The sequence below is a fragment of the Soonwooa sp. genome (genome assembly GCF_030151385.1).
GTDB lineage: Bacteria > Bacteroidota > Bacteroidia > Flavobacteriales > Weeksellaceae > Soonwooa.
The window spans coordinates 1-23,055 of sequence record NZ_JASLDS010000026.1 but is presented as its reverse complement, the minus strand read 5'-3'; the positions used below and the strand labels follow the sequence as shown (position 1 = coordinate 23,055).

General features: G+C 34.8%; 19 protein-coding genes, 1 other RNA gene and 1 riboswitch. Of the genes, 4 read left to right on the top strand and 16 right to left on the bottom strand.

The genetic code is table 11. The features are described 5' to 3' along the window. Positions 1-34: 34 nt before the first annotated feature. The gene (locus tag Q1V95_RS03740) at positions 35-1,144 is read right to left on the bottom strand and encodes a T9SS type A sorting domain-containing protein (protein ID WP_300670427.1); all 1,110 of its coding nucleotides are present in this window, start codon (positions 1,142-1,144) and stop codon (positions 35-37) included. A gap of 96 nt (positions 1,145-1,240) precedes the next feature. Continuing rightward, a riboswitch (cobalamin riboswitch) is annotated at positions 1,241-1,428 on the bottom strand. Between the two features lie 150 nt (positions 1,429-1,578). Here Q1V95_RS03740 and Q1V95_RS03735 point away from each other — a divergent pair. After that, positions 1,579-4,158, top strand: a complete 2,580-nt coding sequence (locus Q1V95_RS03735; protein WP_300670425.1) for a phosphatidylglycerol lysyltransferase domain-containing protein — start codon at positions 1,579-1,581, stop codon at positions 4,156-4,158. Between the two features lie 2 nt (positions 4,159-4,160). Further along, complete coding sequence (locus tag Q1V95_RS03730) at positions 4,161-4,862, top strand: AcvB/VirJ family lysyl-phosphatidylglycerol hydrolase (protein WP_300670423.1); 702 nt, start codon at positions 4,161-4,163, stop codon at positions 4,860-4,862. A gap of 71 nt (positions 4,863-4,933) precedes the next feature. On the opposite strand, the gene map is transcribed toward Q1V95_RS03730, so the two are convergent. Beyond that, on the bottom strand, positions 4,934-5,698 hold the full coding sequence (gene map, locus Q1V95_RS03725) for a type I methionyl aminopeptidase (RefSeq protein WP_300670421.1): 765 nt from the start codon (positions 5,696-5,698) through the stop codon (positions 4,934-4,936). 108 nt (positions 5,699-5,806) lie between these two features. Next, a complete protein-coding gene (gene ccsA / locus Q1V95_RS03720) occupies positions 5,807-9,034 on the bottom strand; it encodes a cytochrome c biogenesis protein CcsA (RefSeq protein WP_300670419.1) in 3,228 nt (1,075 codons plus the stop codon). Positions 9,035-9,484: 450 nt separating this feature from the next. Here ccsA and Q1V95_RS03715 point away from each other — a divergent pair, with 450 nt between their 5' ends. Next, positions 9,485-11,980 (top strand): DNA translocase FtsK, encoded by a 2,496-nt coding sequence (locus Q1V95_RS03715; protein WP_300670418.1) that lies wholly within the window; start codon positions 9,485-9,487, stop codon positions 11,978-11,980. Between the two features lie 224 nt (positions 11,981-12,204). Here Q1V95_RS03715 and Q1V95_RS03710 read toward each other — a convergent pair whose 3' ends face one another. The 11 genes from Q1V95_RS03710 to Q1V95_RS03660 all read right to left on the bottom strand — a co-directional run bounded on the left by Q1V95_RS03710 (position 12,205) and on the right by Q1V95_RS03660 (position 21,841). Then, the gene (locus tag Q1V95_RS03710) at positions 12,205-12,552 is read right to left on the bottom strand and encodes an ArsC/Spx/MgsR family protein (protein ID WP_300670416.1); all 348 of its coding nucleotides are present in this window, start codon (positions 12,550-12,552) and stop codon (positions 12,205-12,207) included. A 16-nt stretch (positions 12,553-12,568) separates the two neighbouring features. Then, positions 12,569-13,231: a histidine kinase gene (locus Q1V95_RS03705; RefSeq protein ID WP_300670413.1), complete on the bottom strand. Its 663-nt coding sequence runs from the start codon at positions 13,229-13,231 to the stop codon at positions 12,569-12,571. Positions 13,232-13,297: 66 nt separating this feature from the next. Next, positions 13,298-14,029, bottom strand: coding sequence for a 3-deoxy-manno-octulosonate cytidylyltransferase (gene kdsB / locus Q1V95_RS03700; RefSeq protein WP_300670411.1), 732 nt, complete (start codon positions 14,027-14,029; stop codon positions 13,298-13,300). 37 nt (positions 14,030-14,066) lie between these two features. Then, positions 14,067-14,429, bottom strand: a complete 363-nt coding sequence (locus Q1V95_RS03695; protein WP_300670409.1) for a four helix bundle protein — start codon at positions 14,427-14,429, stop codon at positions 14,067-14,069. Between the two features lie 19 nt (positions 14,430-14,448). Further along, positions 14,449-15,702, bottom strand: coding sequence for an aminotransferase class I/II-fold pyridoxal phosphate-dependent enzyme (locus Q1V95_RS03690; RefSeq protein ID WP_300670407.1), 1,254 nt, complete (start codon positions 15,700-15,702; stop codon positions 14,449-14,451). 648 nt (positions 15,703-16,350) lie between these two features. After that, positions 16,351-18,066, bottom strand: a complete 1,716-nt coding sequence (locus tag Q1V95_RS03685; RefSeq protein ID WP_300670405.1) for a phospho-sugar mutase — start codon at positions 18,064-18,066, stop codon at positions 16,351-16,353. Between the two features lie 19 nt (positions 18,067-18,085). Next, positions 18,086-18,787: a DUF2807 domain-containing protein gene (locus tag Q1V95_RS03680; protein ID WP_300670403.1), complete on the bottom strand. Its 702-nt coding sequence runs from the start codon at positions 18,785-18,787 to the stop codon at positions 18,086-18,088. 133 nt (positions 18,788-18,920) lie between these two features. Beyond that, positions 18,921-19,964, bottom strand: coding sequence for a hypothetical protein (locus tag Q1V95_RS03675; RefSeq protein ID WP_300670401.1), 1,044 nt, complete (start codon positions 19,962-19,964; stop codon positions 18,921-18,923). A gap of 5 nt (positions 19,965-19,969) precedes the next feature. Then, a complete protein-coding gene (locus Q1V95_RS03670) occupies positions 19,970-20,263 on the bottom strand; it encodes a hypothetical protein (RefSeq protein WP_300670399.1) in 294 nt (97 codons plus the stop codon). Between the two features lie 19 nt (positions 20,264-20,282). Next, on the bottom strand, positions 20,283-21,233 hold the full coding sequence (locus Q1V95_RS03665; protein WP_300670397.1) for a glycosyltransferase family 2 protein: 951 nt from the start codon (positions 21,231-21,233) through the stop codon (positions 20,283-20,285). 23 nt (positions 21,234-21,256) lie between these two features. Continuing rightward, positions 21,257-21,841: a DUF4199 domain-containing protein gene (locus tag Q1V95_RS03660; protein ID WP_300670395.1), complete on the bottom strand. Its 585-nt coding sequence runs from the start codon at positions 21,839-21,841 to the stop codon at positions 21,257-21,259. 208 nt (positions 21,842-22,049) lie between these two features. Here Q1V95_RS03660 and ffs point away from each other — a divergent pair. Further along, positions 22,050-22,147, top strand: an RNA gene (gene ffs / locus Q1V95_RS03655) — signal recognition particle sRNA small type. Positions 22,148-22,155: 8 nt separating this feature from the next. Here the strand turns inward: ffs and Q1V95_RS03650 are convergent. Together Q1V95_RS03650 and Q1V95_RS03645 are read right to left on the bottom strand one after the other, a co-directional pair. After that, complete coding sequence (locus tag Q1V95_RS03650) at positions 22,156-22,842, bottom strand: metal-dependent hydrolase (RefSeq protein ID WP_059322399.1); 687 nt, start codon at positions 22,840-22,842, stop codon at positions 22,156-22,158. Positions 22,843-22,848: 6 nt separating this feature from the next. Continuing rightward, on the bottom strand, positions 22,849-23,055 hold a 207-nt coding region (locus tag Q1V95_RS03645), incomplete at its 5' end, for a GNAT family N-acetyltransferase (RefSeq protein ID WP_300670387.1).

The window sequence follows — 23,055 nt, the reverse complement described above, 5'->3', positions numbered from 1 at the left end:
TGAAAAAACGCTTAAAAAAAGCGTTTTAATTTTCTTATTGTTTAATAAAGCTTTGTTTAATCAGCTTTTCGTCGGTTTTTAAAACTAAAATATATGTTGCTTTAGAAAGTTTAGAAACATCAATTTTTGAAGTATTTAAAATGCCTGATTGTAGCAATTGTCCACTCAAATTGAAAATTTGGAAACTAATATTTTTAACATCGCCTTCAACTGTGATAAAATCTTTTGCCAAAGTTGGATAGATTTTAATATTATTTGCTGCTTGATTATCAACCGCCAAACTGCAATTGGTTTCAACTGTCGTATTGGGAACATTGACAATGATGTCATTACAATCTTTTTTAATCAAATTAAAGTTAGGATTTGACTCAACATTAATTAAAGTAATATTATTATCAAAACCATCCATAAAATCAAATGAAGTCAATTGATTATTCTTTGTCAAAATCGTTTTTAACAAAGGATTATTGCTAAAAGTGATAGCTGTCAATTTGTTAGACTCGGCAGAAAACCAATTTAGTTTCGTAAGTCCTGACAAGTCCAAAGTCGTCAATTGGTTGTCGTTGATATGGATTCTTTCGAGGTTAGGATTTTGCGAAACATCCAAACTCGTCAATTTGTTGGTTACTAAAAACAAACGTTGCAAATCTTTAAGCTCGGACAAATCAATCGTTGTCAAGGCATTCTCATTGATATAGACGATTTTTAACTTGGAATTCTGAGGAAAAATAATACCAGTCAACAGATTTTTATTAAGTTCGATATTCGTCATTTTATCAAGTGCCGAAACATCTAAAACGCCTGTCAGTTTATTATTACGAAGATTAAGCGTTGTAACTTTCGTATTTTTTGAAACATCAATTTTGTTAAGATTGATAAGGTCTCCCAAATTAAGCTCTGTCAAATTCGTAAAATACTCGATTCCTGTAGCATCATAAATATTAGGATAATTGGAAAGGTTACGAATGGACGTCAAAGTCAAAGCTTCGGTCTCCGAAATTTGCCCATCTTTATTAGCATCAACAGCTGGATAAGCCTTGATAATTGCCGCCTTGAAGTTGGCATCTGGAAAATTAATAATTTGTGCATTAACAGCACTTGCGCCCATCATTACTAGGCCGAAAATTGTAAAAATTTTCTTCATAAGTATAAAATTAAATTAGTTTAACTCCCGAAACTATTGGGGATTATACTCATAAAGAGTTGCTATGAAAAGACAGAACGTCCATCACTTTTGTCCCCGAAAGTATCAACATTAGGCAGGTCTCCTGGCTCACATCTTGACATCGTCCTTCCCAAAGCTAACTTCAGTGGACATTATTTGACATCAAGTTTTGTAGTTTACAGTTGCGGGTACAGCTCAGGTATTTCACCTGATTCCCTTTTAATAAAACAAAAACTGCTTTAACCTAAGTTTTGCAAAGATACGTCTAATAAAGTGGTTGGTAAAATTTTTCATCGAAAAGTACACATTAAAGAATGCCAATAATGCTTGTGCAAAACTTCAGTTATTTTTTTGCATTTTGTGGACAGATTATTGCAATACAATTGTTAAATTAGATTTTTCAAAAACTACTCGTGAAGTCCTATTTAAAACAGATTCGGTTCAAAAACCTCCCTTGGAAAGAATTACTTGCCGTTATTATTTTGCTTTTTGCTTTCGTATTCTTCCGAAGCGAAAGACACGAAATGGCACAAATTATCCCGCAGCTAAAGCTTTCTGATGGATTTTGGCTATTGATTGGCGTCCTTCTAACAGGCGTCTATATTGCGTTGCAAGCTTATATGTATGTGATGAGCTTTCGTGCTGTCAATCTTAATCTCAACTTTTGGACAGCGATAGACTTGTTTTTGAAACGCAACCTATTGAGTGTTTTTCTTCCTGCAGGCGGCGTCAGTTCTTTAGGATACCTCCCAAGAAGTCTTAAAAAACAAAAATATCACAACACAGCGCAAATTCACCAAGCCAGCGCGATATACGGCTTTGTTGGATTTTTGACGGTATTAATTGTCGGAATTCCGTTGATTATCTATTCGCTTTTCATCAATAAATCCATTGCCAATTCGTGGGTGTGGCTTGTTGTATTGGCGGTTATTATTTTTGCGCTTTATTATATTTATTTAAGTTTTAAAAAACAAAATGCGCTGTATCAATACCTTTTAAAGAAGTTTCCAAAATTGATACACAACACCGAAGATATTTTCGCTGGAGATGTTAACAGCTCTTATTTCTGGAAAAGCGTTTGGGTTTCTATTTTTATTGAGGTATGTGGCGTTCTGCATTTGGTTATTGCCATGAAAGCGCTTGGATTAAACGAATCTTTTTCAGCGGCCGCCATTTGTTATGTTGTTTCGGTATTATTGATGATTGTATCGCCGTTCTTACGAGGATTGGGCGCTGTAGAATTTTCATTGACATTTTTGCTAGCCAATTTCGGATATTCGCATTCGCAAGCTTTGGGAATTACTTTAGTTTATCGTGTTTTTGAATTCTGGTTGCCACTCGTTCTCGGGATTTGTTCTTTCTTATGGAATGGTCGAAAAATGTTTGCCCGAATCTTCCCTGCTTTGCTAATATTTTCTTTAGGAATTATTAATATTTTGTCAGTAATAACGCCAGCCATCACCGAACGTCTTTTACTCGCAAAGAATTATTTCTCAGTAGAACTTGTTCATTATTCCAAAATCTTAACATTAATTGCTGGTGTTTTGCTGCTTGCAACCTCTGCCAACTTATTACGAGGTTCCAAAAGAGCTTGGTATTTTGCCATCGTTTTATCTTTAAGTTCCTTAGTTTTAAACCTTTTAAAAGCGCTCGATTATGAAGAAGCTTTGTTTTCGTTTTTTACAATTTTGTTCTTAATCTATGCTAGAAAAGAATATACTTTAAAAAACGAAAAACATTTTATTAATAAAGGTTTTGGACGCTTTTTAGCCTTTTTTATTTCGGTGCTTATCTTCAATTGTATTTCACTGTATTTTATTGATGTTCATCATTTTGGAACAAACTTCAATAAAGAGCAAGCCTTTTCGTACACCTTGCAATCTTTTCTATTATTCCATGATTACGGCATAAAACCTTTAACAGGATTTGCTAGAGATTTCCAAATCTTAAATCAAATTCTTGGAGTTCTATCATGGACATTGTTGATTATTTCATTTTATAGAACTGCCAAAAAGCATGACTCCGCCGAAGATAATGCTAAAGAAACCGCGGAATCTCTTATTAAACAATATGGTGATTCGTCACTTGATTATTTTAAAACTACCAAAGAAAAATCGCTTTATTTTTCAAAGGAAATTGAAGGCTTTGTGTCCTATCGTGTTGCGAATGGATTTGCCATCGTCCTAGAAGAGCCCGTTTGCGCCGTCGAAAATAAAATTGACCTCATAGATGAATTTGATAAATATTGTCAGCAAAAATCCCTAAAAACCGCCTATTATCGCGTAACTGAAGATGCTTTACATTACTTTAAAGTTTTAAAAAAGAAAAAACTCTTCATCGGTCAAGAAGCTTTACTGAATGCGGAAGCTTTTAGTTTGACAGGAAAGGATCGAAAATCGTTGCGTAACGCGATTAATCTTTCGGAAAAGTCGGGCTACAAAACGGAAATAAAACTCGCGCCGCAATCAGACGAATTCATTGATGAATTGCAAAAACTCTCCAACGAATGGCTACAAAAATTTGATAAAAAAGAAATTGTCTTTGCAGAGGGCTTGTTTGACAAAGCGACGATAAAAAATCAAGATGTTATTTCTCTTTTTGACGAGAATGGCACTTGTGTTGCCTTTCTTAACATTATCCCCGATTGCGCGCGCGAAGAGACGAGTTATGATATGATTAGAAGAAGCGAAAACGCTGCTGGAGGAAGTATGGATGTCTTAATTGTAAAACTGGTAGAATACGCGAAAAGTAAAGGTTTGAAATTCATTAATATGGGAATGACGCCAATGGCAGGAAATGACGACCCCAACAATGTTGCCGAAGAGTTAATGAAAATCGCCTACGAAAAAATGGGAAGTTTCCGACATTATCAAACGCAGCGTGGTTTTAAAGAAAAATATGCTGATGTTTGGGAAAATGCCTACCTCATTTATAGTAATGACATTGACCTGATCCAACTTCCAATGGCGCTTAACAAAGTAATGAAAGCCTAATTATGAAAAAGAAATTGCTTATTGCGGGTTTAGGTCTTGCTGTCATTTGTGGCGGTCTTTACGAGTATTGGCAATACAAAATCACGAAAGATTTTCCTGTAACTTCTTGGAACAGTGAAAGCAAGAAACCAATTATAATGTACATAAGTGGCGATGCTGGTTTTAACACATTTTCAAAAAGCTTGTCGGAACATCTACATGAAGCTGGTTATGATGTTTTTGCATTAAACTCCAAAGCTTATTTTTGGAATAAAAAAACACCAACACAAGCCGCTTCCGAAGTCGAAAGATATATTAATCATCAGTTGGATGGTCGCGATAACCAGCACGTTATTTTGATGGGATTTTCATTTGGTGCTGATGTAACACCTTTTATCTACAATCGTTTTTCTGACCAAATGAAGAAAAATATTGAAAAAATTATTGTGATTGGCCCCTCACAAAGCAATGATTTTGAAATTCACCTTTCAGAATATGTTGGTGTCACCAAAAAAAGACACTTTTTGGTAATTCCAGAGATTAATAAAATCACTGACAAACCTATATTATTGATTATGAGTGATTTGGAATATATGTATTTTCCTTTTAAGAAAATTAAACTCGGGAACAATTACAAAATGCTACACATCCACGGCGACCACCAATATGACAATAACACCAAAATGCTTGCTGATACCTTAGTTAGTCAGTTTCCTACAAGCTAATAAAGTTTTAAATTTAATTTTAAAAAAAGCATTTTGCCAATACAAGGTTAGCGGCAAGTGTTGTTTGTTTTTTAGTTCAGAATTCCGTTTGCTTCTGTTAGTATTAAAGGTTTTCCGTCTGTTACGATAATGGTATGCTCATGTTGAGCCATATAACCACCTTTATTACCAACCATTGTCCAACCGTCATTTAATTCCGTTGCATAAGTTGAAGTTGTAGAAATAAAAGTTTCAATAGCAACAACAGAATTTTTCTTAAACCGTCTTTGGTCAAAACGGTTTCTGTAATTCATTATTTCATCAGGCTGTTCGTGTAGGCTTCTTCCGATTCCGTGTCCACCAAGATTTTTTATAACTTTTAAACCTCGCTTTTTTGCTTCGGTTTCCATTATATAACCAATGTCAGCTATTTTTACTCCACCTTTTATGTTATCAAGAGCTTTCTGCAAAATTTCTTTTGAAGCGTCAACTAATTTTTGATGTTGATTAATATCTTTTCCAATAACAAATGACGCTCCGTTGTCTGCCCAAAATCCATCTAATTCAGCCGAAACGTCAATATTTATTAAATCTCCTTCTTTCAAAATTCTTTTTTCGGAGGGAATGCCGTGACAAAATTCGTTGTCCACGCTTATGCAGTTCCAACCTGGAAATCCATAGGTTAAGTGAGGTGCAGATTTTGCTCCAAACTCTGATAAAATTTTCGCTCCGTACTCATCCAGTTCTTTTGTAGTCATTCCAGCCTGAGCATATTTTATCATTTCTCTTAATGTAAATGCAACTGCGTGACTTGCTTTTTGCATTCCTAATAATTCTGATTCTGTTGATATTGACATAATTCACTTTTTTGACAGATTGTTGTTTTAGACTTTCCGCCAACATTTGATGTGGTCTTAGCTTTTTAAAACCAGTTTAAATTCTAAAAAGCTTTTTAATTCAAAACATTACTTTTTAGGATGAAGACTGTTTTGTAAGCTTTTAAATCTAAAGTAAGAAACGACTGTTAATGTTCCCATAAAGGCTAAACCTAACCAAACCCAAAGCGGAATTGGAATAGCATCTCCTTTAGCATAAGAATGCAGACCTGTTAAGTAGTAATTTACTCCAAAATAAGTCATCACCATAGAACAAAACGCAAACATCGTCATCACGTGGAAAATATGTCTACTACGAAGTCCAGGTACCAATCTCATGTGCAATACAAAAGCATAAACCATAATCGAGATGAAAGCCCAAGTTTCTTTTGGATCCCAGCTCCAATAACGTCCCCAACTTTCGTTAGCCCAAATACCACCCATAAAGTTACCGACGGTAAGTGCTAGCAATCCGATACTTAACGACATTTCGCTGACTACGATAAGCTCTTTAAGTGTTGTGTCATTATGTTTCTTAAAGATTGTTGGCGATGCCATGATATAGAAGAATAATGAGATCACAGCAATAATCATCGACAACGAGAAGAAACCGTAACTGGATGCAATAATCGCAACATGGACAATCAACCAATACGATTTAAGAACCGGTTGCAATGGTGTCACTTGTGGATCCAAAGCCGATCCGCCGTGCGCAAATCCCATCATAATAACCGCAACTAAGAATCCAGCTGCTGGAATCAAAGCATTGGAGTTTCTATAAAGTGCAAAACCTGCTGTAATACCAACCCACGAGATAAAGATAATTGCCTCGTAACCGTTACTCCAAGGTGCGTGACCAGAAATATACCATCTTGCAATTAATCCCATAAAATGGAACAAATAACCAACTGCGCCAATATAAATTAGTCCTTTTACAATATTATGTAGTATTTTGTTCGGTCTGAAAATTTCGAAAAATGCCAGAATTAATAAAATACTTCCAAGTATCGTGTAGAAAATCAACAATTTGAAATTGATGTCAATTTTATTTAATAAAACTTCTAAATTAACTTTAGAATCTGGTGGAATCACTTGTTTTCCCCATTTGTGTTGATAAGCTTCAACTTTTGCTAATTCTTCGTCTGCTTTTTTCCAGTTTCCATTTTGTGTTGCAAGAAGCACGCTTGATAAATAAGGCCCTAAAACATCTTGTGCATTCTTGTCCATTTCGAAATTGGCAGTCATCACCGAATTCCAAGTGTGGTTAGCATCATTCTGAACAGGAACAGCACGGAAATATTGATAAGACATTAAAGCATTAAGAACCTGTACTTTATCATTTAATTTGATAACAGCTTCATCAAATTTCGTTTTATCAATTGGCTTTTTACGGAATGCGGCATTATACTCATCTTCCAAAACAAAACGAAGATTTCCATTTTTATCTGCTGGGAACAACTTCACCAAACTTGTAAAACCATCCGCATTAGCTTTGGTAATTTTTGCTAAATCTTTACCAACTTTTCCTCGGTGTTCAATTTTAATAATATTAACCTGCGCCCAAAACATTGGGTCAATTGTCGCCGCCAAAAACCATTGGTTAGCATCCAATTGTTGGAAGTAATCGCGATCCGTTAATTTATGTAAAATATCGATGGCTTGCGTGTTAGCAGGCTGTATACGTCCTTCGTAACTTTGCACCAAAAGATGTCCAAACTTCTCTGCGTGATCTTTATCAATCTGAATATTCTTAACGAAATCGTCTGCAGAGACTTCTTTCATTTTGTTAGTCGGTGGCGCAACATTAGAGGTTGCTGGCGCTGCAACATTATCTTTGCTTCCATCTGTTGCAGAATGTGTTTCAATCTTTTGAGCGTTAAGTCCTAAACTTAAAAACAATAAAAGAACACTAGCCATTTTTGCTTTTTTCTGACTGATATCACGAAGCATTTTGTTAAGATTCCAGAATCGCGAACCTTTCCAGAACATCGTCACAAACATCCCAACAAATAAAAATCCGTAACCAATGTAACTGAATAATGTTCCCCAATAATCGTGGTTAACTGATAGAATCGTTCCTTTTCTGTCTGGGTCAAAACTCGATTGGAAAAAACGATATCCTTTATAATTAAGAACGTGGTTCATAAAGATTTTATAAGGCGTTTGTTTTCCTTCATCAATAATCTGTACATGAGATTCGTAAGCCGATGGCGAAGAACTTCCTGGATATGTTTCCATAACAAATTTGTCTAATCTTAGCGCAAAAGGCGTGTTGTATATTTTTGGACCAAAACCAATCATCACATTCATTCCGTCCAACTCCACTTGCTTATAAGCATTTGGATTTCCTTTTTCCACAGAAAGATCTACCATCATTTTAGATTTTGGACCTTTAACTTCTACTGTCAATTGGTCAGGTACATCTTTATCTTTTTGCTTGTCACCTTCATAAGCTTTCAAACTTCCTTTCTTAAGTCCTTCTGGCACAACCAATTTCAAATCGTTGATAGAATAGAGACTTCTTAGCGCTAAAGGTTGCAACTTATCCTTGGTTGTTGTTCCTGTCGCTTGGGTTGCCATCGTCATGTATTGTGCATCCACAGGAGTTTTGATAAACAATGAATCATTCTCTTTACGGAATTCTACAGCGCCATCAATCGATGTTCTGTTAAAACTCACCAAAGTTCCATTGATATTTTGGACATCGCCTGCTGCAAGATATATATTTTGACGACCACCTTTCTCATTAGTCGACACAAGATGGAGATACTCTTTTCCATTTGGATTAACGACAAGGCTATCCATTTTGCGTTGCAAATAATTAAGCGCTTTTACTTCCAATTGCTTATCGTGGAAGTTATATTTCGCATTCAAATCATAATGAAGCGGCGACATTAGATATGGAATATCTGGATAATGTAATTCGTCTCCTTTCTCTTCGATTTTAACTTTTAAAAATGTTTTATCTGTCACAATCTCGTTGCTGCTTTCGCCTTCGCGGATGTGCATAACACCTTCAAAACTGATGTATCTCGTAATAGCACCTCCAATAAAAATTAAGATAAAAGCTAAGTGAAATACCAAAATTGGCCATTTTTCTCGACGGAAAAGTCTGTATCGTCCAATGTTACCAATAAAATTAAGAATCAGCAAAAACATAATGGCTTCAAACCATTTTGCCTCATAGATAAGCGCCTTTGCAGTTGGAGTTCCATAGTCATTTTCCACGAAAGTTGCGACTGCCATACTAATGGCATACAACAGCATCAGAACCGCCATTGTTCGCGTGTTAATCAGAATATTCTGAATCTTTTTCATAATAACTCTTTCTATTAAAGATGAAACCAAATCCAGAAAAACACACTTATAACAACCTAGATTTAGTCGATTGCAAAAATAGTGATGTTATTTAGATTAAATACATAAAATCAGGCATTAATGACAATTCTCATAATCGATATTAGCTATTAATTAATGAAATCTCTTTTAGTTTTCACTATAATTAAATTCAAAAATTCGGTTTCTTAAGACTTCTTGAAAAATTAATCGTTATTTTATGTTATTCAATCTTAAAATCGCTTTTTTAACACAATTTTATTTTTATTATTTTTATTAAATCTAAATAACAATATTGCTTCAAAATAATTTTAAATCGAAAAACACCAAAGCCTCAAATATTTACGCCAAAATCCATAAGAAAGCCCTATATTTAACTTCAAAATTCATTTAAAAAAGATTAAATTTGCACGGAATTGACCGTATCTATCAATGGAAAAAAGCAAAACTACAAACACAAACGACCAAACAAAAATCCTTCCCAAATCCCGCATCGTTACAGGTATTATCCTATTTTGCATCGCTGGGATGATGACCATAGCTTTCGTGTCTTACCTAATGAATTGGAAAGCAGACCAGTCGCAAGCTGGTACAATGGGTGACCGACACATCAAATCTTCTAATGTTTTAGGAAAAATCGGTGATTGGCTGGGGAATCTTTTCATTTTCGATAGCATTGGTGTTACGGCTTTTATTGTTCCTTTCTTGTTGATGGTTTTCGGATTTATCATTCTTAAGAAAAATTACTTCAAGCCTTGGAAAACAATTTCGCATAGCTTATTTTTCATTTGTTGGTTGCCAATTTTCCTAGGTGCAGTTACCAAAGGTGATGGCGTATGGAGTGGCGTATATGGTTACCAAATCATGGATTACCTAAAGGCTTATGTTGGTTCAGTTGGACTTTGGCTTATCATATTAATAAGTATATTGCTTTATTTTGTTTTAGAATTTAATTTGAGACCAAGTAGCATCAAGAATAAATTCAACAAGATTAATGACAGCACCTTTGGCAAAATAAAAGATATGATGCCAAAATCGGAAGAAAACTTCGATGCGGATGCCGAGCTTGAAGAAGAACTCGAAAAACATCATGAAGAAGTAAAATCTGAAAAAACAGAAATATCAACTGAACTTCCAAACATTAAAGTTACCGAAGATATTCAACCAATTGCAACACCAAATAAAACAACTTTTGAAAGTGTTGAAACACCGCCAATAATACCAGCAGAAGAGCTAGAAGCCGTTTCTATTAAATTAGATAACGATTTCCGCACACCGCCTGTTGTAGAAAAACCAGTTACGCCAACTCAAAATATTGCGTCAAACACAGAAGATATCGCTTTTAATATCGAGGTTAAAAAAGAAGAGCCACTTGATCCAAATGAAGCTAAATCACAAGAATTGGTGAAAGAACATGGGTTGTATGACCATAGATTGGATTTGGCAAAATTCCAGATGCCTAGCACTAATTTGTTAAAAGATTATGGTAGCGAAGAAATCACAATCAATAAAGACGAACTAGAAGAAAACAAGAACAAAATTGTTGGTCTTCTTAAAAACTTTAATGTCGGAATTTCTGAAATTAAAGCAACGATTGGTCCAACAGTAACACTTTACGAAATTGTTCCAGAAGCGGGAATTCGTGTAGCACAAATTAAAAAACTACAAGACGATATTGCGCTTAACCTTTCAGCTTTAGGAATCCGTATTATCGCGCCAATGCCAGGAAAAGGAACCATTGGTATCGAAGTTCCAAGAAAAAATCCAACCATGGTATCGATGCGTTCTGTGATTGCTTCCAACAAATTCCAATCTTCGGATATGGACCTTCCTGTGGTATTTGGTAAGACGATTTCTAACGAGATTTTCATGGCGGATTTAGCAAAAATGCCACACTTATTGATGGCTGGTGCGACTGGTCAAGGTAAGTCTGTTGGTATTAATGCGATCTTGACTTCCCTACTTTATAAAAAACATCCTAGCGAACTGAAATTCGTGATGGTAGACCCGAAAAAAGTAGAATTATCGCTTTATTCTAAAATCGAAAGACATTATCTAGCCAAACTTCCAGATGCGGAAGATGCGATTATCACAGACAATAACAAGGTAATTAACACTCTTAATTCGCTTTGTATAGAAATGGATAACCGTTACGAATTGCTAAAAAATGCATTTTGTAAAAACTTAAAAGAATACAATAAAAAATTCACGGAACGAAAGTTAAATCCTGAAAACGGACATCGCTATTTACCTTATATTGTTTTGGTTGTAGACGAGTTTGCAGATTTGATTATGACCGCTGGCAAAGAAGTTGAAATCCCAATTGCACGTCTTGCGCAGCTTGCGAGAGCGATTGGTATCCACTTGATTGTAGCAACGCAACGTCCGTCTGTTAACGTTATTACAGGTATGATTAAAGCAAACTTCCCTGCCCGTGTCGCTTTCCGTGTTATCCAAAACACCGACTCTCGTACGATTTTGGACTCACCTGGTGCTGAACAGTTAATCGGAAAAGGTGATATGCTATACTTCAATGGTAACGAAATTACGCGTCTACAATGTGCTTTTGTTGACACACCAGAAGTAGAAAAATTAGCAGAGTTTATTGGTGAGCAAAAAGGTTATTCGGATGCTTATATCCTACCAGAATACAGCGGCGAAGAAGCTTCTTCTACTGTTGGAAGTTTTGACCCTAACGAGAAAGATCAATTGTTCGAAGAAGCTGCAAGAATCATCGTTTCGACGCAGCAAGGTTCGACTTCTATGTTGCAACGTCAATTAAAACTTGGTTACAACCGCGCTGGTAGAATTATGGACCAGTTGGAAGCTTCGGGCGTTGTTGGTGGCTTTAACGGCGCCAAAGCGAGAGAAGTTTTGATCTCGGATTTACACGGTCTAGAACAATTTTTAGATAGCTTAAGAAAATAAGAAACTCGGCATTTAATGAATGCCGAGTTTTTTTTGTTAAAATGATTTATCATTACTTTCACTTACTTTTCCTTCATAATTTAGATGAAACCCAAAACATCCCAATTGGTTTGAGCTACAGAAATGAGGTTTACGAAAAGTTGAAAATTTAGTGAAGAATTTCGTATTCAAAAAAAAAATGACACTTCCAATCGTAAGTGTCATTTAATTATATTTTCTTGATCTTATTTTAAAAAAGCTCGCAGATTCTCTAAATTCTTTCTGTCACTACCAGCAAAAATCTCTTTATCGGCGATAAACACTGGTCTTTTCAAAAAACTGTAATGCTCGAGAATCAAATCTTTGAAATCATTTTCTCCCAAGGTCTTTACATCAATTTCTCGCGCCTTGATCTGCGTTGATTTTTTACTGAACAAAACTTCATAAGATTTTGTCAATTTATACATCTCTGCCAATTCTTCTTTTGTGACTGGCGCTGATTTTATTTCGCGAAGCTCCCAATCTGACAAATCGAATTCCGCCATTATCTTTTTGCAAGTTCCGCAAGTTTTTAGATAAAATACTTTTTTCATAATCAATTATATTTAATTAAAACTTAAAAGTATTTGCAGGGAATTCTTTATTCACTTCGATTTTAAAAATAGAAAGAACATAATCGCCATCTTTTTTAGGCGAAGAAGATTCGATACGATGTGCCATCACAAGATTACCAACTTTCTTATAGTCATCATAAGTTATGGTTTCTTCTTTTTTAATTTCTTTGTACAACATATATGTTTTAACATCGAAATAATAAATCGTTTTGTTAACATTTTTGGTCAATTCAACCTTAAAATAATTGTTATTTCCGATTTGTTCTTTACCTACTAAATTGGCTTCAAAACCTTTGTTTTCCCAATCAATAAAATCATTATCAAAACTTTCTGGAACATAACTCGGATATTCTTGAATCTTGTTTTGAGCATAATTCATCGCATAACCTTTCCTGCCGTCATAACCTTCAACAGCCGTTTCTTTTTGATTAATCATAATCACGGTTTTTGTCAAATTAGGACGTTTTTGATAGATTTTAAACGGATATTCGTCATTAACTCCCAAAGTCACACGACCTTGTAACAATACAGAATTCAAGAGCTTCCAGTTGGTCAAACCGCCCGAAAGTTCTATATTTTTATCGATAATTTCTTTTGCTGTTTGTGCTTGAATAAAACACGATAGAACCACCCCAAATACTAATAGTAATCTCTTCATTTTGCAATTAAACTCCAAATATAAGTTTTTTAAAATGCTTTTTTCTTTTGAAAATTATAAAAGATGTTAATTCTGACCAATTATCAACTTTGCCTTTTCCAAATCTTCGGGTGTATCGATGCCAACGCCTACAAAATGGGTTTCTATCAATTTGATTTTCATACCATATTCCAAATAGCGAATACACTCAATTTTCTCGGAAATTTCTAATGGCTTCATCTCTAATTTTGAAAACTGCAACAAAGCTTCCTTTCTAAAAGCATAAACACCAATGTGCTTGTAATATTGAACATCAAAACTTATTTCGCGATGAAAAGGGATAACCGAACGACTGAAATACAGGGCAAATCCGTTGTTATCCGTAATTACTTTTACATTATTAGGATTTTCGATTTCTGACTTTTCTTTAAGTTCAATTTTTAAAGATGCTAAAGATATTTCTTTATTGCTATCGGTCTTGAAAACGTCTATCAACTGTTGCAAAGGCTCTAATTTAAGGAAAGGTTCATCGCCTTGAACATTAATTACAATATCGCAATCGATATTCTGAACAGCTTCTGCAATTCTGTCGCTTCCCGTTTCGTGTTCGCCCGTCATAACAGCTTTTCCGCCATTTTTTTCGATTTCGTTGAAAATAATTTCGGAATCTGTTGCTACAAAAACATCATCGAAAAGTCCCGTTGCCAAAACGTTCTGATATGTTGTTGTAATTATGGTTTTGTCGCCCAAAGTCTCCATTAACTTCGCAGGAAACCTGGTCGAATTGTAACGTGCGGGAATAACTGCAATGATTTTCATTTACTTTAGTTATGAGTTATAAATTATGAGTTATGAATTATTTGGAATCGAGATTCTTTTTTGTTGTTACAATAATACTTCGAATAATTTTTAACAGTTCTGTTGCATCATTTATTAAAAAATCCGCTTCATCAGAGTTAATAAAATCAGTTTCCCTTAATAGTTGAAACCAATATATAGTTTCGTCACATTCTTTTTGAGCAATTGACAATTTATGAATAAAATCCATTTTACTTTGTGCATTTTGAGCTTCTCTTACATTTGGACCAATCGAAGTTCCAGAGCGTAAAAACTGTTTTGATAAAACATATTCTTTTTTCTCAATTGAAAATCTTTTGTAGAAATTTACAATCTTAATAGCAAAGTCAAAACTCTTTGTAACAACAATGCTTTCATTCATAACTCATAATTCATCATTATTAATTTAATAAGTTTAAAGCTCTTTCTAATTTTGGAAGCATTTCTTTGATTTCATCAACTGAAAGTCCACCAACCGATGCACGGAACCAAGGATCAGTAACTGAACATCCAAATGCTGAAAATGGTACAAACGCAACACCTCCTTCACGAATTAAATAGAATACCAAATCTGAAGTTTTCTCGATAACATCTCCATTTGACATTTTTTTGCCGATATAATCCATTTTGATTGTTAGATACATCGCTCCCATCGGCTGAATGCTGTCAACATTCAATCCTTTTGATTTTAAACCTTGAATTCCATCATGCAAAACCTTCAAGCTGTTTTCTAACTCACCTTTAAAATGATTTACAAAACGATTTAATTCCGCCGTATTTTGATAATAATTTGCTGTCGCTTCCTGCTCTGGTTTTGGTGCCCAAGCTCCAATGTGGGTATTTAGAGCTTTCATTTTTTCGATAATCTCCGACGGTCCGAAACTCCAGCCTACCCTAACGCCAGTTGCAGCAAGACTTTTTGAAATTCCATCGACGAAAATCGTGTATTCTTTTAATTCTGGAAACAAAGAAACCGGATTGAAATGCTCCTCACCAAAAGTCAAATTAGAATAAATTTGATCATATAACAAATACAAAGGTTTTTGATCTGCCGAACGTTTTTTGTTTTCTTCTAAAATTAATTCACAAATTCCATAAAGTTGGTCTTTTGTAAACATCGTACCAGTCGGGTTTAGCGGCGAACACAGCGAAATAAGAACCGCATCCGAAACATGTGGAGCAATTTCTTCGGCTGTCGGTAAAAAGTTGTTTGCTGGCTTGGTTTCCACTTCAATTCCTTGTGCCGAAGTCAAATAGGTATAATGGTTGTTATTCCACGATGGAACTGGATAAATCACCTTGTCTCCTTCATCTACAATGGTTTTGTAAATGGCATAAATCAAAGGTCTTGCTCCAGCAGTAATCAAAATATCCGCAGGCGAATAATCGAGATTCCATCGGCTTTTTAAATCCTCAGAAACGGCTTTTCTCAACGATAAAATTCCGTTTGCTGGCGGATAATTGGTTTGATGATTTTTGTATGCTTTTTCGATTTCCTGCTCTAATAATGCAGGAATTGGATACAATTGAGAATTCAAATCACCAATGGTAAGGTTGGCAATTTGTGCTCCATTTGCCTTCATATCGTTTACTTCATTTCCGATTTTTACAATTTCGGAACCGATAAGGTTGGCTGCTAATTTTGAAACTTTCATTTTCTTTTTTACTAATTTATTTTCGTTAGGCTATATCATTATTATTTATTTCAAAACAACGGACTACGTCCGTCGTTGTTATGATTTCGACGGGTTTCACCCGTCGCTATTATAGTTTCGATGGGTTTTACCCATCGCTACTGTAGTTCGCCACTTCGTGGCGTTCGTGACTCTACCGCTTTTCCAACGGGCTTCACCCGTTATTACTATAATTAAACACTTCGTGTTTAACATATTTTGCAATCGTTTTTTCGACGGGTTGCACCCGTCGCTATGTTAGTTCGCCACTTCGTGGCGTTCGTGACTCTACCGCCGTTCCAACGGACTTCACCCGTTATTACTATAGTTAAACACTTCGTGTTTAACATATTTTGCATTCGTTTTTTCGATGGGTTTTACCCATCGCTACTGTAGTTCGCCACTTCGTGGCGGTCGTGCCTCTATGGCCGTTCCAACGGGTTACGCCCGTTGTTACTTTAATTAAACACTTCGTGTTTAACGTATTTTGCAATCGTTTTTTCAAGGGGTTTTACCCGCCGCTATTGTAGTTCGCCACTTCGTGGCGTTCTCGAAAATGCACAATGCATTGAGACGTTTTCAAAATTTAAAAACAAAAAATTCGGGATTTATTCATCCCGAATTTAGATATTAATTGAGATTAAGACTCTCTTTTACGGCTTCAATTTTCTTTTCCAAAATCGGAAGTTTTGCTACAAAATCAGCTTCCGAATTGATGCTATCCTTCACAGAAACATAAAATTTAATTTTTGGTTCGGTGCCTGATGGACGTACACAAACCTTTGTTCCATCTTCTGTGTAATAAATCAAAACATTGGATTTTGGAATATCATCCATTACTTTTTTCTCATTGTTTGCAACCACCAAGCAAGTTTGCTCTTTGAAATCTTTAACTTCTGCAACTGATGAACCTGCGATTTCTTTTGGTGGATTTTCGCGGAAATTCTTCATCATATTCTGAATTTCTTCTGCTCCTTCACGACCTTTTTTAACAACATTTATCAAACCTTCATAATACATTCCGACTTCTTTGTAAATGTCAATCATGTATTGATACATCGTTTTGCCATTGGCTTTGCACCACGAAGCAATTTCGCACGCCAACAAAATAGAACCGCAAGAATCTTTATCTCTAACGAAATCTCCTGTCATAAATCCGAAACTTTCTTCGCCACCACAGATGAATTTTTCTTTGCCTTCAAAATCGCGAATCATTTTACCAATCCACTTGAATCCTGTTAACCCAACTTTGCAGTCAACACCGAATTTCGCGGCAACATCGAAGAAAACATCAGAAGTTACAATCGTAGAACCAATAAATTCTTTGCCCGTAATTCTTCCTTGTTTTTTCCATTGGTCAAGGATATAATAAGTTAAAATTGTGTTGGTTTGGTTACCGTTAAGCAATTGCATTTCACCTTCTAAATTTCTAACAGCAATTCCTAATCTATCGCCGTCTGGGTCGGTTCCGATAACGATATCGCCGTTGGTGATTCTCGCTAAATCCATCGCCATTTCCAAAGCTGCTGGTTCTTCAGGATTTGGAGATTCAACTGTTGGAAAATTTCCGCTTGGAATCATCTGTTCTGTAACCAAGTCAACTTTTGTGAAACCTGCTTTTTTCAAAGCTTTAGGAATCGTCGTGTAAGTTGTACCGTGAATTGACGTGAAAACAATATTCAAATTATCTCTTCCTACATTTTGATACAAAGAGTTCTCCATGCAAGCATCGATGTACACATCATCCTGCTCATCACCTACCCACTCGATTAAATCATCATTTCCATCAAATTTTATTGCATCAAATTTCGTTGCGTAAACTTCTTTGATAATGTTTTCGTCATCTGGCGGAACTACTTGTGCTCCATCATTCCAATAAACCTTATAACCATTATATTCTGGCGGATTGTGAGAAGCTGTCAACACAATTCCTGCGTTGCACTTTTTATCACGAACCGTAAACGACAATTCTGGTGTTGGACGGTGATTTTTGAACAATAAAACTTTAATTCCGTTAGCTGTTAAAACATCAGCAACCAATTTTCCAAATTCTTTAGAGTTATTACGAACGTCGTACGCAATCGCAACTTTTATGTCTTGATTTGGAAATGATTGATGAAGATAATTGGCAAGACCTTGAGTCGCTTGTCCGAGTGTATATTTATTAAGACGATTGGTACCAACGCCCATTATGCCGCGCATTCCGCCAGTTCCGAACTCCAATTCTCTATAAAAAGAGTCTTCTAAATCTGGTGAATTGCTATCGATAAGCATTTGTACTGTATCTCTTGTCTCTTTATCGAAAGTTTCGCTTAACCAAAGCTTTGCTTTATCTAATGTTGTCATAGAATGTTATGTGTGTTTTTTAGTTTAAATTCTTTTGTTGCATTGTTGCTTTTTCTTCAACTTTTATCTTTTTCGACGGATTGCCGTAATAGACTAATTTGCCTGTATTGGTGATTGTACCTTTAATTTCTTCGTCGACATTCACTTCTGTATAGTTTCCGTTTTTCGAATCCAATTCTAGACTATTGATAAACCAATATGGCGAAATAATACTTGCGGTGTCCGAGATTTTAACATAGGCTTGGTCGGTTTTCCCTAAAAGATTAGCGCGACTTTTTTGCGTCATATTGAGCCAAGTTTTGTCCGAAACCACGCCTCCAATAAATTTGGATTGGTCTTTGAGTGTCAATTTGAAGTCATTGACTTTCATTTGACTAGAAATATTTAATTCTACTGAATCTGCTAATTTGACATCATCAAAAGGATGTTTTCCGTAAATCGTCAAATTATAAAATCCAGCATTTTCTGTTGGTCTTTTTTCTTTAATATTTAAGACTTTATTATCAACACCAATTTCGAGGTTTTTGAAGAGATTAGAAGTTGTCTCAACAGTCACAAAATTGTGCTGACTTTCCACATAAAAAAGTCGAAATTTTCCTTTTGCATCGAGTTTTGTAAACTCAGAAAGCTCTACATCTTTAGCTTCGATATTACCTTTTGGACTTATCTTTCCACACGAAAATAAAGTCATTATCAGCAATAAATAAACTAGGTTTTTCATTCTTAAAATTTGAAGTTTCAAGTTAGCTTTTTTCCCAGAAATAAGGGCAAAAATTATCAGAAAAATTAATGTTACAAATAAAGATAAAAATCATAGCGTTTTCGCAAAATTTTTAACTTAGAATAGTTGAAAACTATAGCTCTTGAATTTTATTAATTGACACATCATTTTTAAGTAAAATTTCGGAGCCAGAATTTTCAAGGTAAACGTCAAAATTATTATCCGCTTCATTTATTTTAAAAACAAAATAAAAATCTTTGGATGTCGACTTTTGTTTTAATGTGTTGTAAGCCTCCATAATATCTATTTGATTGCACAGAAAATCATAGCGAAATCCTGACTCATCCAGATAATATTGCAATTGTAGACGTTGGGGAAACAAGTTGATTTGAGGCGAAGTTTGGTTATTTTTGAAATCCTCAATTCTAAAATCATTTTGAAGAAAATCATTTCCAAAGACAATATTAGCTTTTAGATATTTAACATAATCAACCTTTATTCCCCAATTGACTTTGGTTTTATTGACAAACATATAATCTTCAAAAGTCTTTACATCCTCGAATCGATCTCCATTACTTCTTAATAAATCAAGATTTTCAGGTATTTTTTTTCCTTGAAAAGTCCCTATTGGAATTATGTTTATTTTACTGTTCTTCTCAAAACGACTATCGGATTTGAAGTTTCCTACTGATTCTGTCATTCCAAATTCTAACTTGCCATTTGGAAGAATTTTAGTAACGAAACAAGGAGCTGCCTTAAGATTTTCTGTTAATTGATCAATTTTTTGCGATGGTAGTTTTGTTTCAACTTCATAAAAAGTTTCGTCTTCATAACAAAACCATTTTATGTTTAAAGAGTGAGGATAAGCTTTTGTCGGTGATTGAGAATATAAACTTGGACTAAATATATGGCCTAAGTTATTAAAATTTGTTGCGTTATTAGAATTTAGAATTTGATATTGTGCCTCGCTAAATCCTTCATAATCTTCGTCACTATAAATAAGCTGATAATCGATAATTTTGTAATGTTGATCAACATTTTCTGTCGTCAAATACCAATACCAAACTTTCTTATCAAAAAAATTATCCTTTTTTAGTTGAAGAAAAAATGCCACGCAAAAACCGACTAATATTAGAAATAGTCCCAGATTGATGATATTGACACGACTCTTCAACATAATTCTTATTTATTTCCAGCTCCTAAGCCAATTAAAAACTGGGGTATAAAAAAGTAAAACACGAAAAATATCGCCGAAAACTTAAAAGCTTTTTTAAAAAAGTTGGAGTAAACAGGATCTGACTTCATCGTCAACAACCACAAAATCAAGAAAAAGAACAAGGTCATAATCGGGTTAAAATAAAACACCGATATACGACCTAGCTCCAAATATTTGAATAAAAATTGGTAACTAACCGCGTTAATAAATACTAGTAAAACAAAAGACAATGCTATTTGTCCGAAAACTTTATCTTCCATTTTTGTATTATTAATCGAGTTAAATTACTTCCTCCACATTATAATTTTTGTGATCTCTTTTGGAACGGACAATCATCTCGCCCAAAAATCCTGAAACAAACAACAGAGTTCCCAAAATCATCATCGTCAAAGCAATGTAGAACCAAGGATTTAGCGCGATCAGATGACCATAAACGCCTTTGGAAACATCAATTAATTTTGAGATTCCCAACCAAAGTGCCGACAAAAACCCGATGATGAACATCAAAGTTCCTGCAGCGCCAAAAAAGTGCATTGGACGTCCACCAAATCGACTTACAAACCACAATGTTACCAAATCTAGGAAACCGCGAATAAATCTTTCGGTTCCGAATTTTGAAGTTCCGTAAGGACGCGCTTGGTGCTGCACAGGTTTTTCTGTAATTTTCTTGAAACCTGCATTGGCTGCCAAAACAGGAATATACCTGTGCATATCGCCATACACGTCAATAGATTTTACAACACGTTTTTTGTAGGCTTTTAGTCCACAATTAAAATCGTGAAGATGAACTCCCGACAACTTACGAGCCGCACCATTAAAGAGTTTTGATGGAAGATTCTTGGTCATGACATTGTCAAAACGCTTCTTCTTCCAACCTGATACGATGTCGTAATCGTCTTTGACAACCATATCATAAAGTTCAGGAATTTCTTCCGGAAAATCCTGCAAGTCCGCATCCATCGTTATTACAACATTACCTTGCGCTTTCTCAAAAGCCGCGTGCAAAGCTTGAGATTTTCCATAATTTTTGGAAAATTTAATCCCATGTACTTGCGGATGTTGCACTTTTAGATTTTCTATAATGCTCCAAGAAAGATCCGTGCTACCATCATCGACAAACCAAACATCATAACTTAGCTGATGTTGCTTGCATACAACATCAATACGGTTAAAAAGCTCTTCGATGGATTCTTCTTCGTTGAGAAGTGGAATAATTATAGAAAGATTCATTAATTAAATATAAGTAAAAATGATTATTCGTAACGCTTTTTGTTTTTCAAAAAGGCTGAAATAATGATTGACAAAAGTAAATAAAATAATAAAATACCCCCAAAAAGTGAAGATAAAAAATTGAAAGAAAAATAGTTGGTATTGTTCTTTATTGCATTGTTAATACCGATTTTGTACTTTTCGTATTCTTCGTTTAGCGGCTTTAACTTGTCCGTATCTTTTGGATTAATTTCCTTGATTTGCTTTTGATAAGACTCATCTAGCTTTTGCATTTCAGACTGAAAATGCTGATGATTGAGCATATCTCGTGCATCTGTATCAACGTAATTAAGGAACGCAAACATCGTCATAATCGACAAAAATCCGCCAACAAATAATGTCAAAAAGGATTGTTTAAAAGCTTGAGGAAAAGTAATAAATCCGTTTCCTTTTTTCCAAAAAACAGAAAGAAAAGCTGCAATACCATAAAGAAAAGTTAGTCCAAAAGCATTAACCTTCATACTAACATCCCAATAGTTAGGGCCTGCAAAAAAATAATAAACACCAAAGAACAACAACATCGTTATTCCGTATAAAACTAAACCAATAACTACTGGATTTTTCGTCATAATTTTCTAAAATGTGGGAAGATTATCTCTGTCAAACTTCATTTTTGTCGATTTAAAAATTCTTTTTTTAAGGTTAAATGACAAAATTTAAAAAATTTTCAAGATTTTTTCAAATTAAAAATCAAGCTATTAGGCTAATTAACGCCTATAAATTCTGATTTTCTTGAGAAGACTCTTCCAAATTCATAAATAATTTCTATATTTGCACTGGCAAGTCCTACACAACCAGCTCCTGAGAATCCTCCAGGGTGGGAACACAGCAAAGGTAATTGGTCGTAGCGGTGTGATGTAGGTAGCTTGCCATTTTTTATTTCTTAAAATTCAAATTCCTCACCCAGTTTCGGTAAAACCAACTCCACATTTTTCTCTTCAAAATGCTTCATTGCACTGTCGTGATTAATTGTAATTGGAGGAAAAGTATCGAAATGACATCCTATTACTTTCGGAGATTTCAATAATTCACCTGCAGCAAAAGCAGCTTTTCTTGGACACATTGTATAGTGACTTCCTACCGGAAGAATAGATAAATCTATTTTACCAAAAAGTCTCGGGAACAACTCCATATCAGCCATTACTCCTGTATCACCTGCTAAGTACATATTTCTTCCTTCAGGAAGTCTGAAGATATAACCTACAGGTACACCACCATAAGTACCATCCGGGAAAGAACTTGTATGATGAGCTGGCACCATAGAAATCTTGAGATCTTCAACTTTTGCAGATCCTCCCAGGTTAATATCACATGTATTTTTCGCATTTTTAAAATAACCGCATACTTCCGGTACTCCAATAATAATTGCTTCCGGATAATGAGCCAATACCTCTTCTACATCCGCAATATGATCGCCGTGTGCATGCGTTAACAAAATATAGTCAATTTTGTGTGCTTTAATATCAAATCCTGACTGTTCTTTCTGATAATTATAGAAAGGGTCTGAAAGGATATTTTTTCCTTTGTAAGTGAACAAAAAACAGTTTTGTCCTAAAAAAGTGAATTTCATAATACTTTATATTATTTTTGACATTACCGGAAGAAACCTTCCTTCTATTTTTGTAGGTTTATTTCTTATTGTTTTAAAACCAAATTTCTGATAAAAATTTTCGGCACAAGGATCAGCATCCAAAACTACCATATCAGTCAGTAAACTTACCTGACTCAGAAAATGATCTAACAATAATTTCCCATAACCGCCTCCAATATATTCAGGTTTAAC

Bases quoted from the DNA above. Each gene is read 5' to 3' on its own strand.
- ccsA (WP_300670419.1), bottom strand. From the start codon at position 9,034: ATGAAAAAGATTCAGAATATTCTGATTAACACGCGAACAATGGCGGTT.
- Q1V95_RS03740 (WP_300670427.1), bottom strand. From the start codon at position 1,144: ATGAAGAAAATTTTTACAATTTTCGGCCTAGTAATGATGGGCGCAAGT.
- Q1V95_RS03690 (WP_300670407.1), bottom strand. From the start codon at position 15,702: ATGAAAGTTTCAAAATTAGCAGCCAACCTTATCGGTTCCGAAATTGTA.
- Q1V95_RS03730 (WP_300670423.1), top strand. From the start codon at position 4,161: ATGAAAAAGAAATTGCTTATTGCGGGTTTAGGTCTTGCTGTCATTTGT.
- Q1V95_RS03715 (WP_300670418.1), top strand. From the start codon at position 9,485: ATGGAAAAAAGCAAAACTACAAACACAAACGACCAAACAAAAATCCTT.
- Q1V95_RS03650 (WP_059322399.1), bottom strand. From the start codon at position 22,842: ATGAAATTCACTTTTTTAGGACAAAACTGTTTTTTGTTCACTTACAAA.
- Q1V95_RS03705 (WP_300670413.1), bottom strand. From the start codon at position 13,231: ATGAAGAGATTACTATTAGTATTTGGGGTGGTTCTATCGTGTTTTATT.
- Q1V95_RS03685 (WP_300670405.1), bottom strand. From the start codon at position 18,066: ATGACAACATTAGATAAAGCAAAGCTTTGGTTAAGCGAAACTTTCGAT.
- Q1V95_RS03660 (WP_300670395.1), bottom strand. From the start codon at position 21,841: ATGACGAAAAATCCAGTAGTTATTGGTTTAGTTTTATACGGAATAACG.
- map (WP_300670421.1), bottom strand. From the start codon at position 5,698: ATGTCAATATCAACAGAATCAGAATTATTAGGAATGCAAAAAGCAAGT.
- Q1V95_RS03665 (WP_300670397.1), bottom strand. From the start codon at position 21,233: ATGAATCTTTCTATAATTATTCCACTTCTCAACGAAGAAGAATCCATC.
- kdsB (WP_300670411.1), bottom strand. From the start codon at position 14,029: ATGAAAATCATTGCAGTTATTCCCGCACGTTACAATTCGACCAGGTTT.
- Q1V95_RS03670 (WP_300670399.1), bottom strand. From the start codon at position 20,263: ATGGAAGATAAAGTTTTCGGACAAATAGCATTGTCTTTTGTTTTACTA.
- Q1V95_RS03680 (WP_300670403.1), bottom strand. From the start codon at position 18,787: ATGAAAAACCTAGTTTATTTATTGCTGATAATGACTTTATTTTCGTGT.
- Q1V95_RS03675 (WP_300670401.1), bottom strand. From the start codon at position 19,964: ATGTTGAAGAGTCGTGTCAATATCATCAATCTGGGACTATTTCTAATA.
- Q1V95_RS03695 (WP_300670409.1), bottom strand. From the start codon at position 14,429: ATGAATGAAAGCATTGTTGTTACAAAGAGTTTTGACTTTGCTATTAAG.
- Q1V95_RS03710 (WP_300670416.1), bottom strand. From the start codon at position 12,552: ATGAAAAAAGTATTTTATCTAAAAACTTGCGGAACTTGCAAAAAGATA.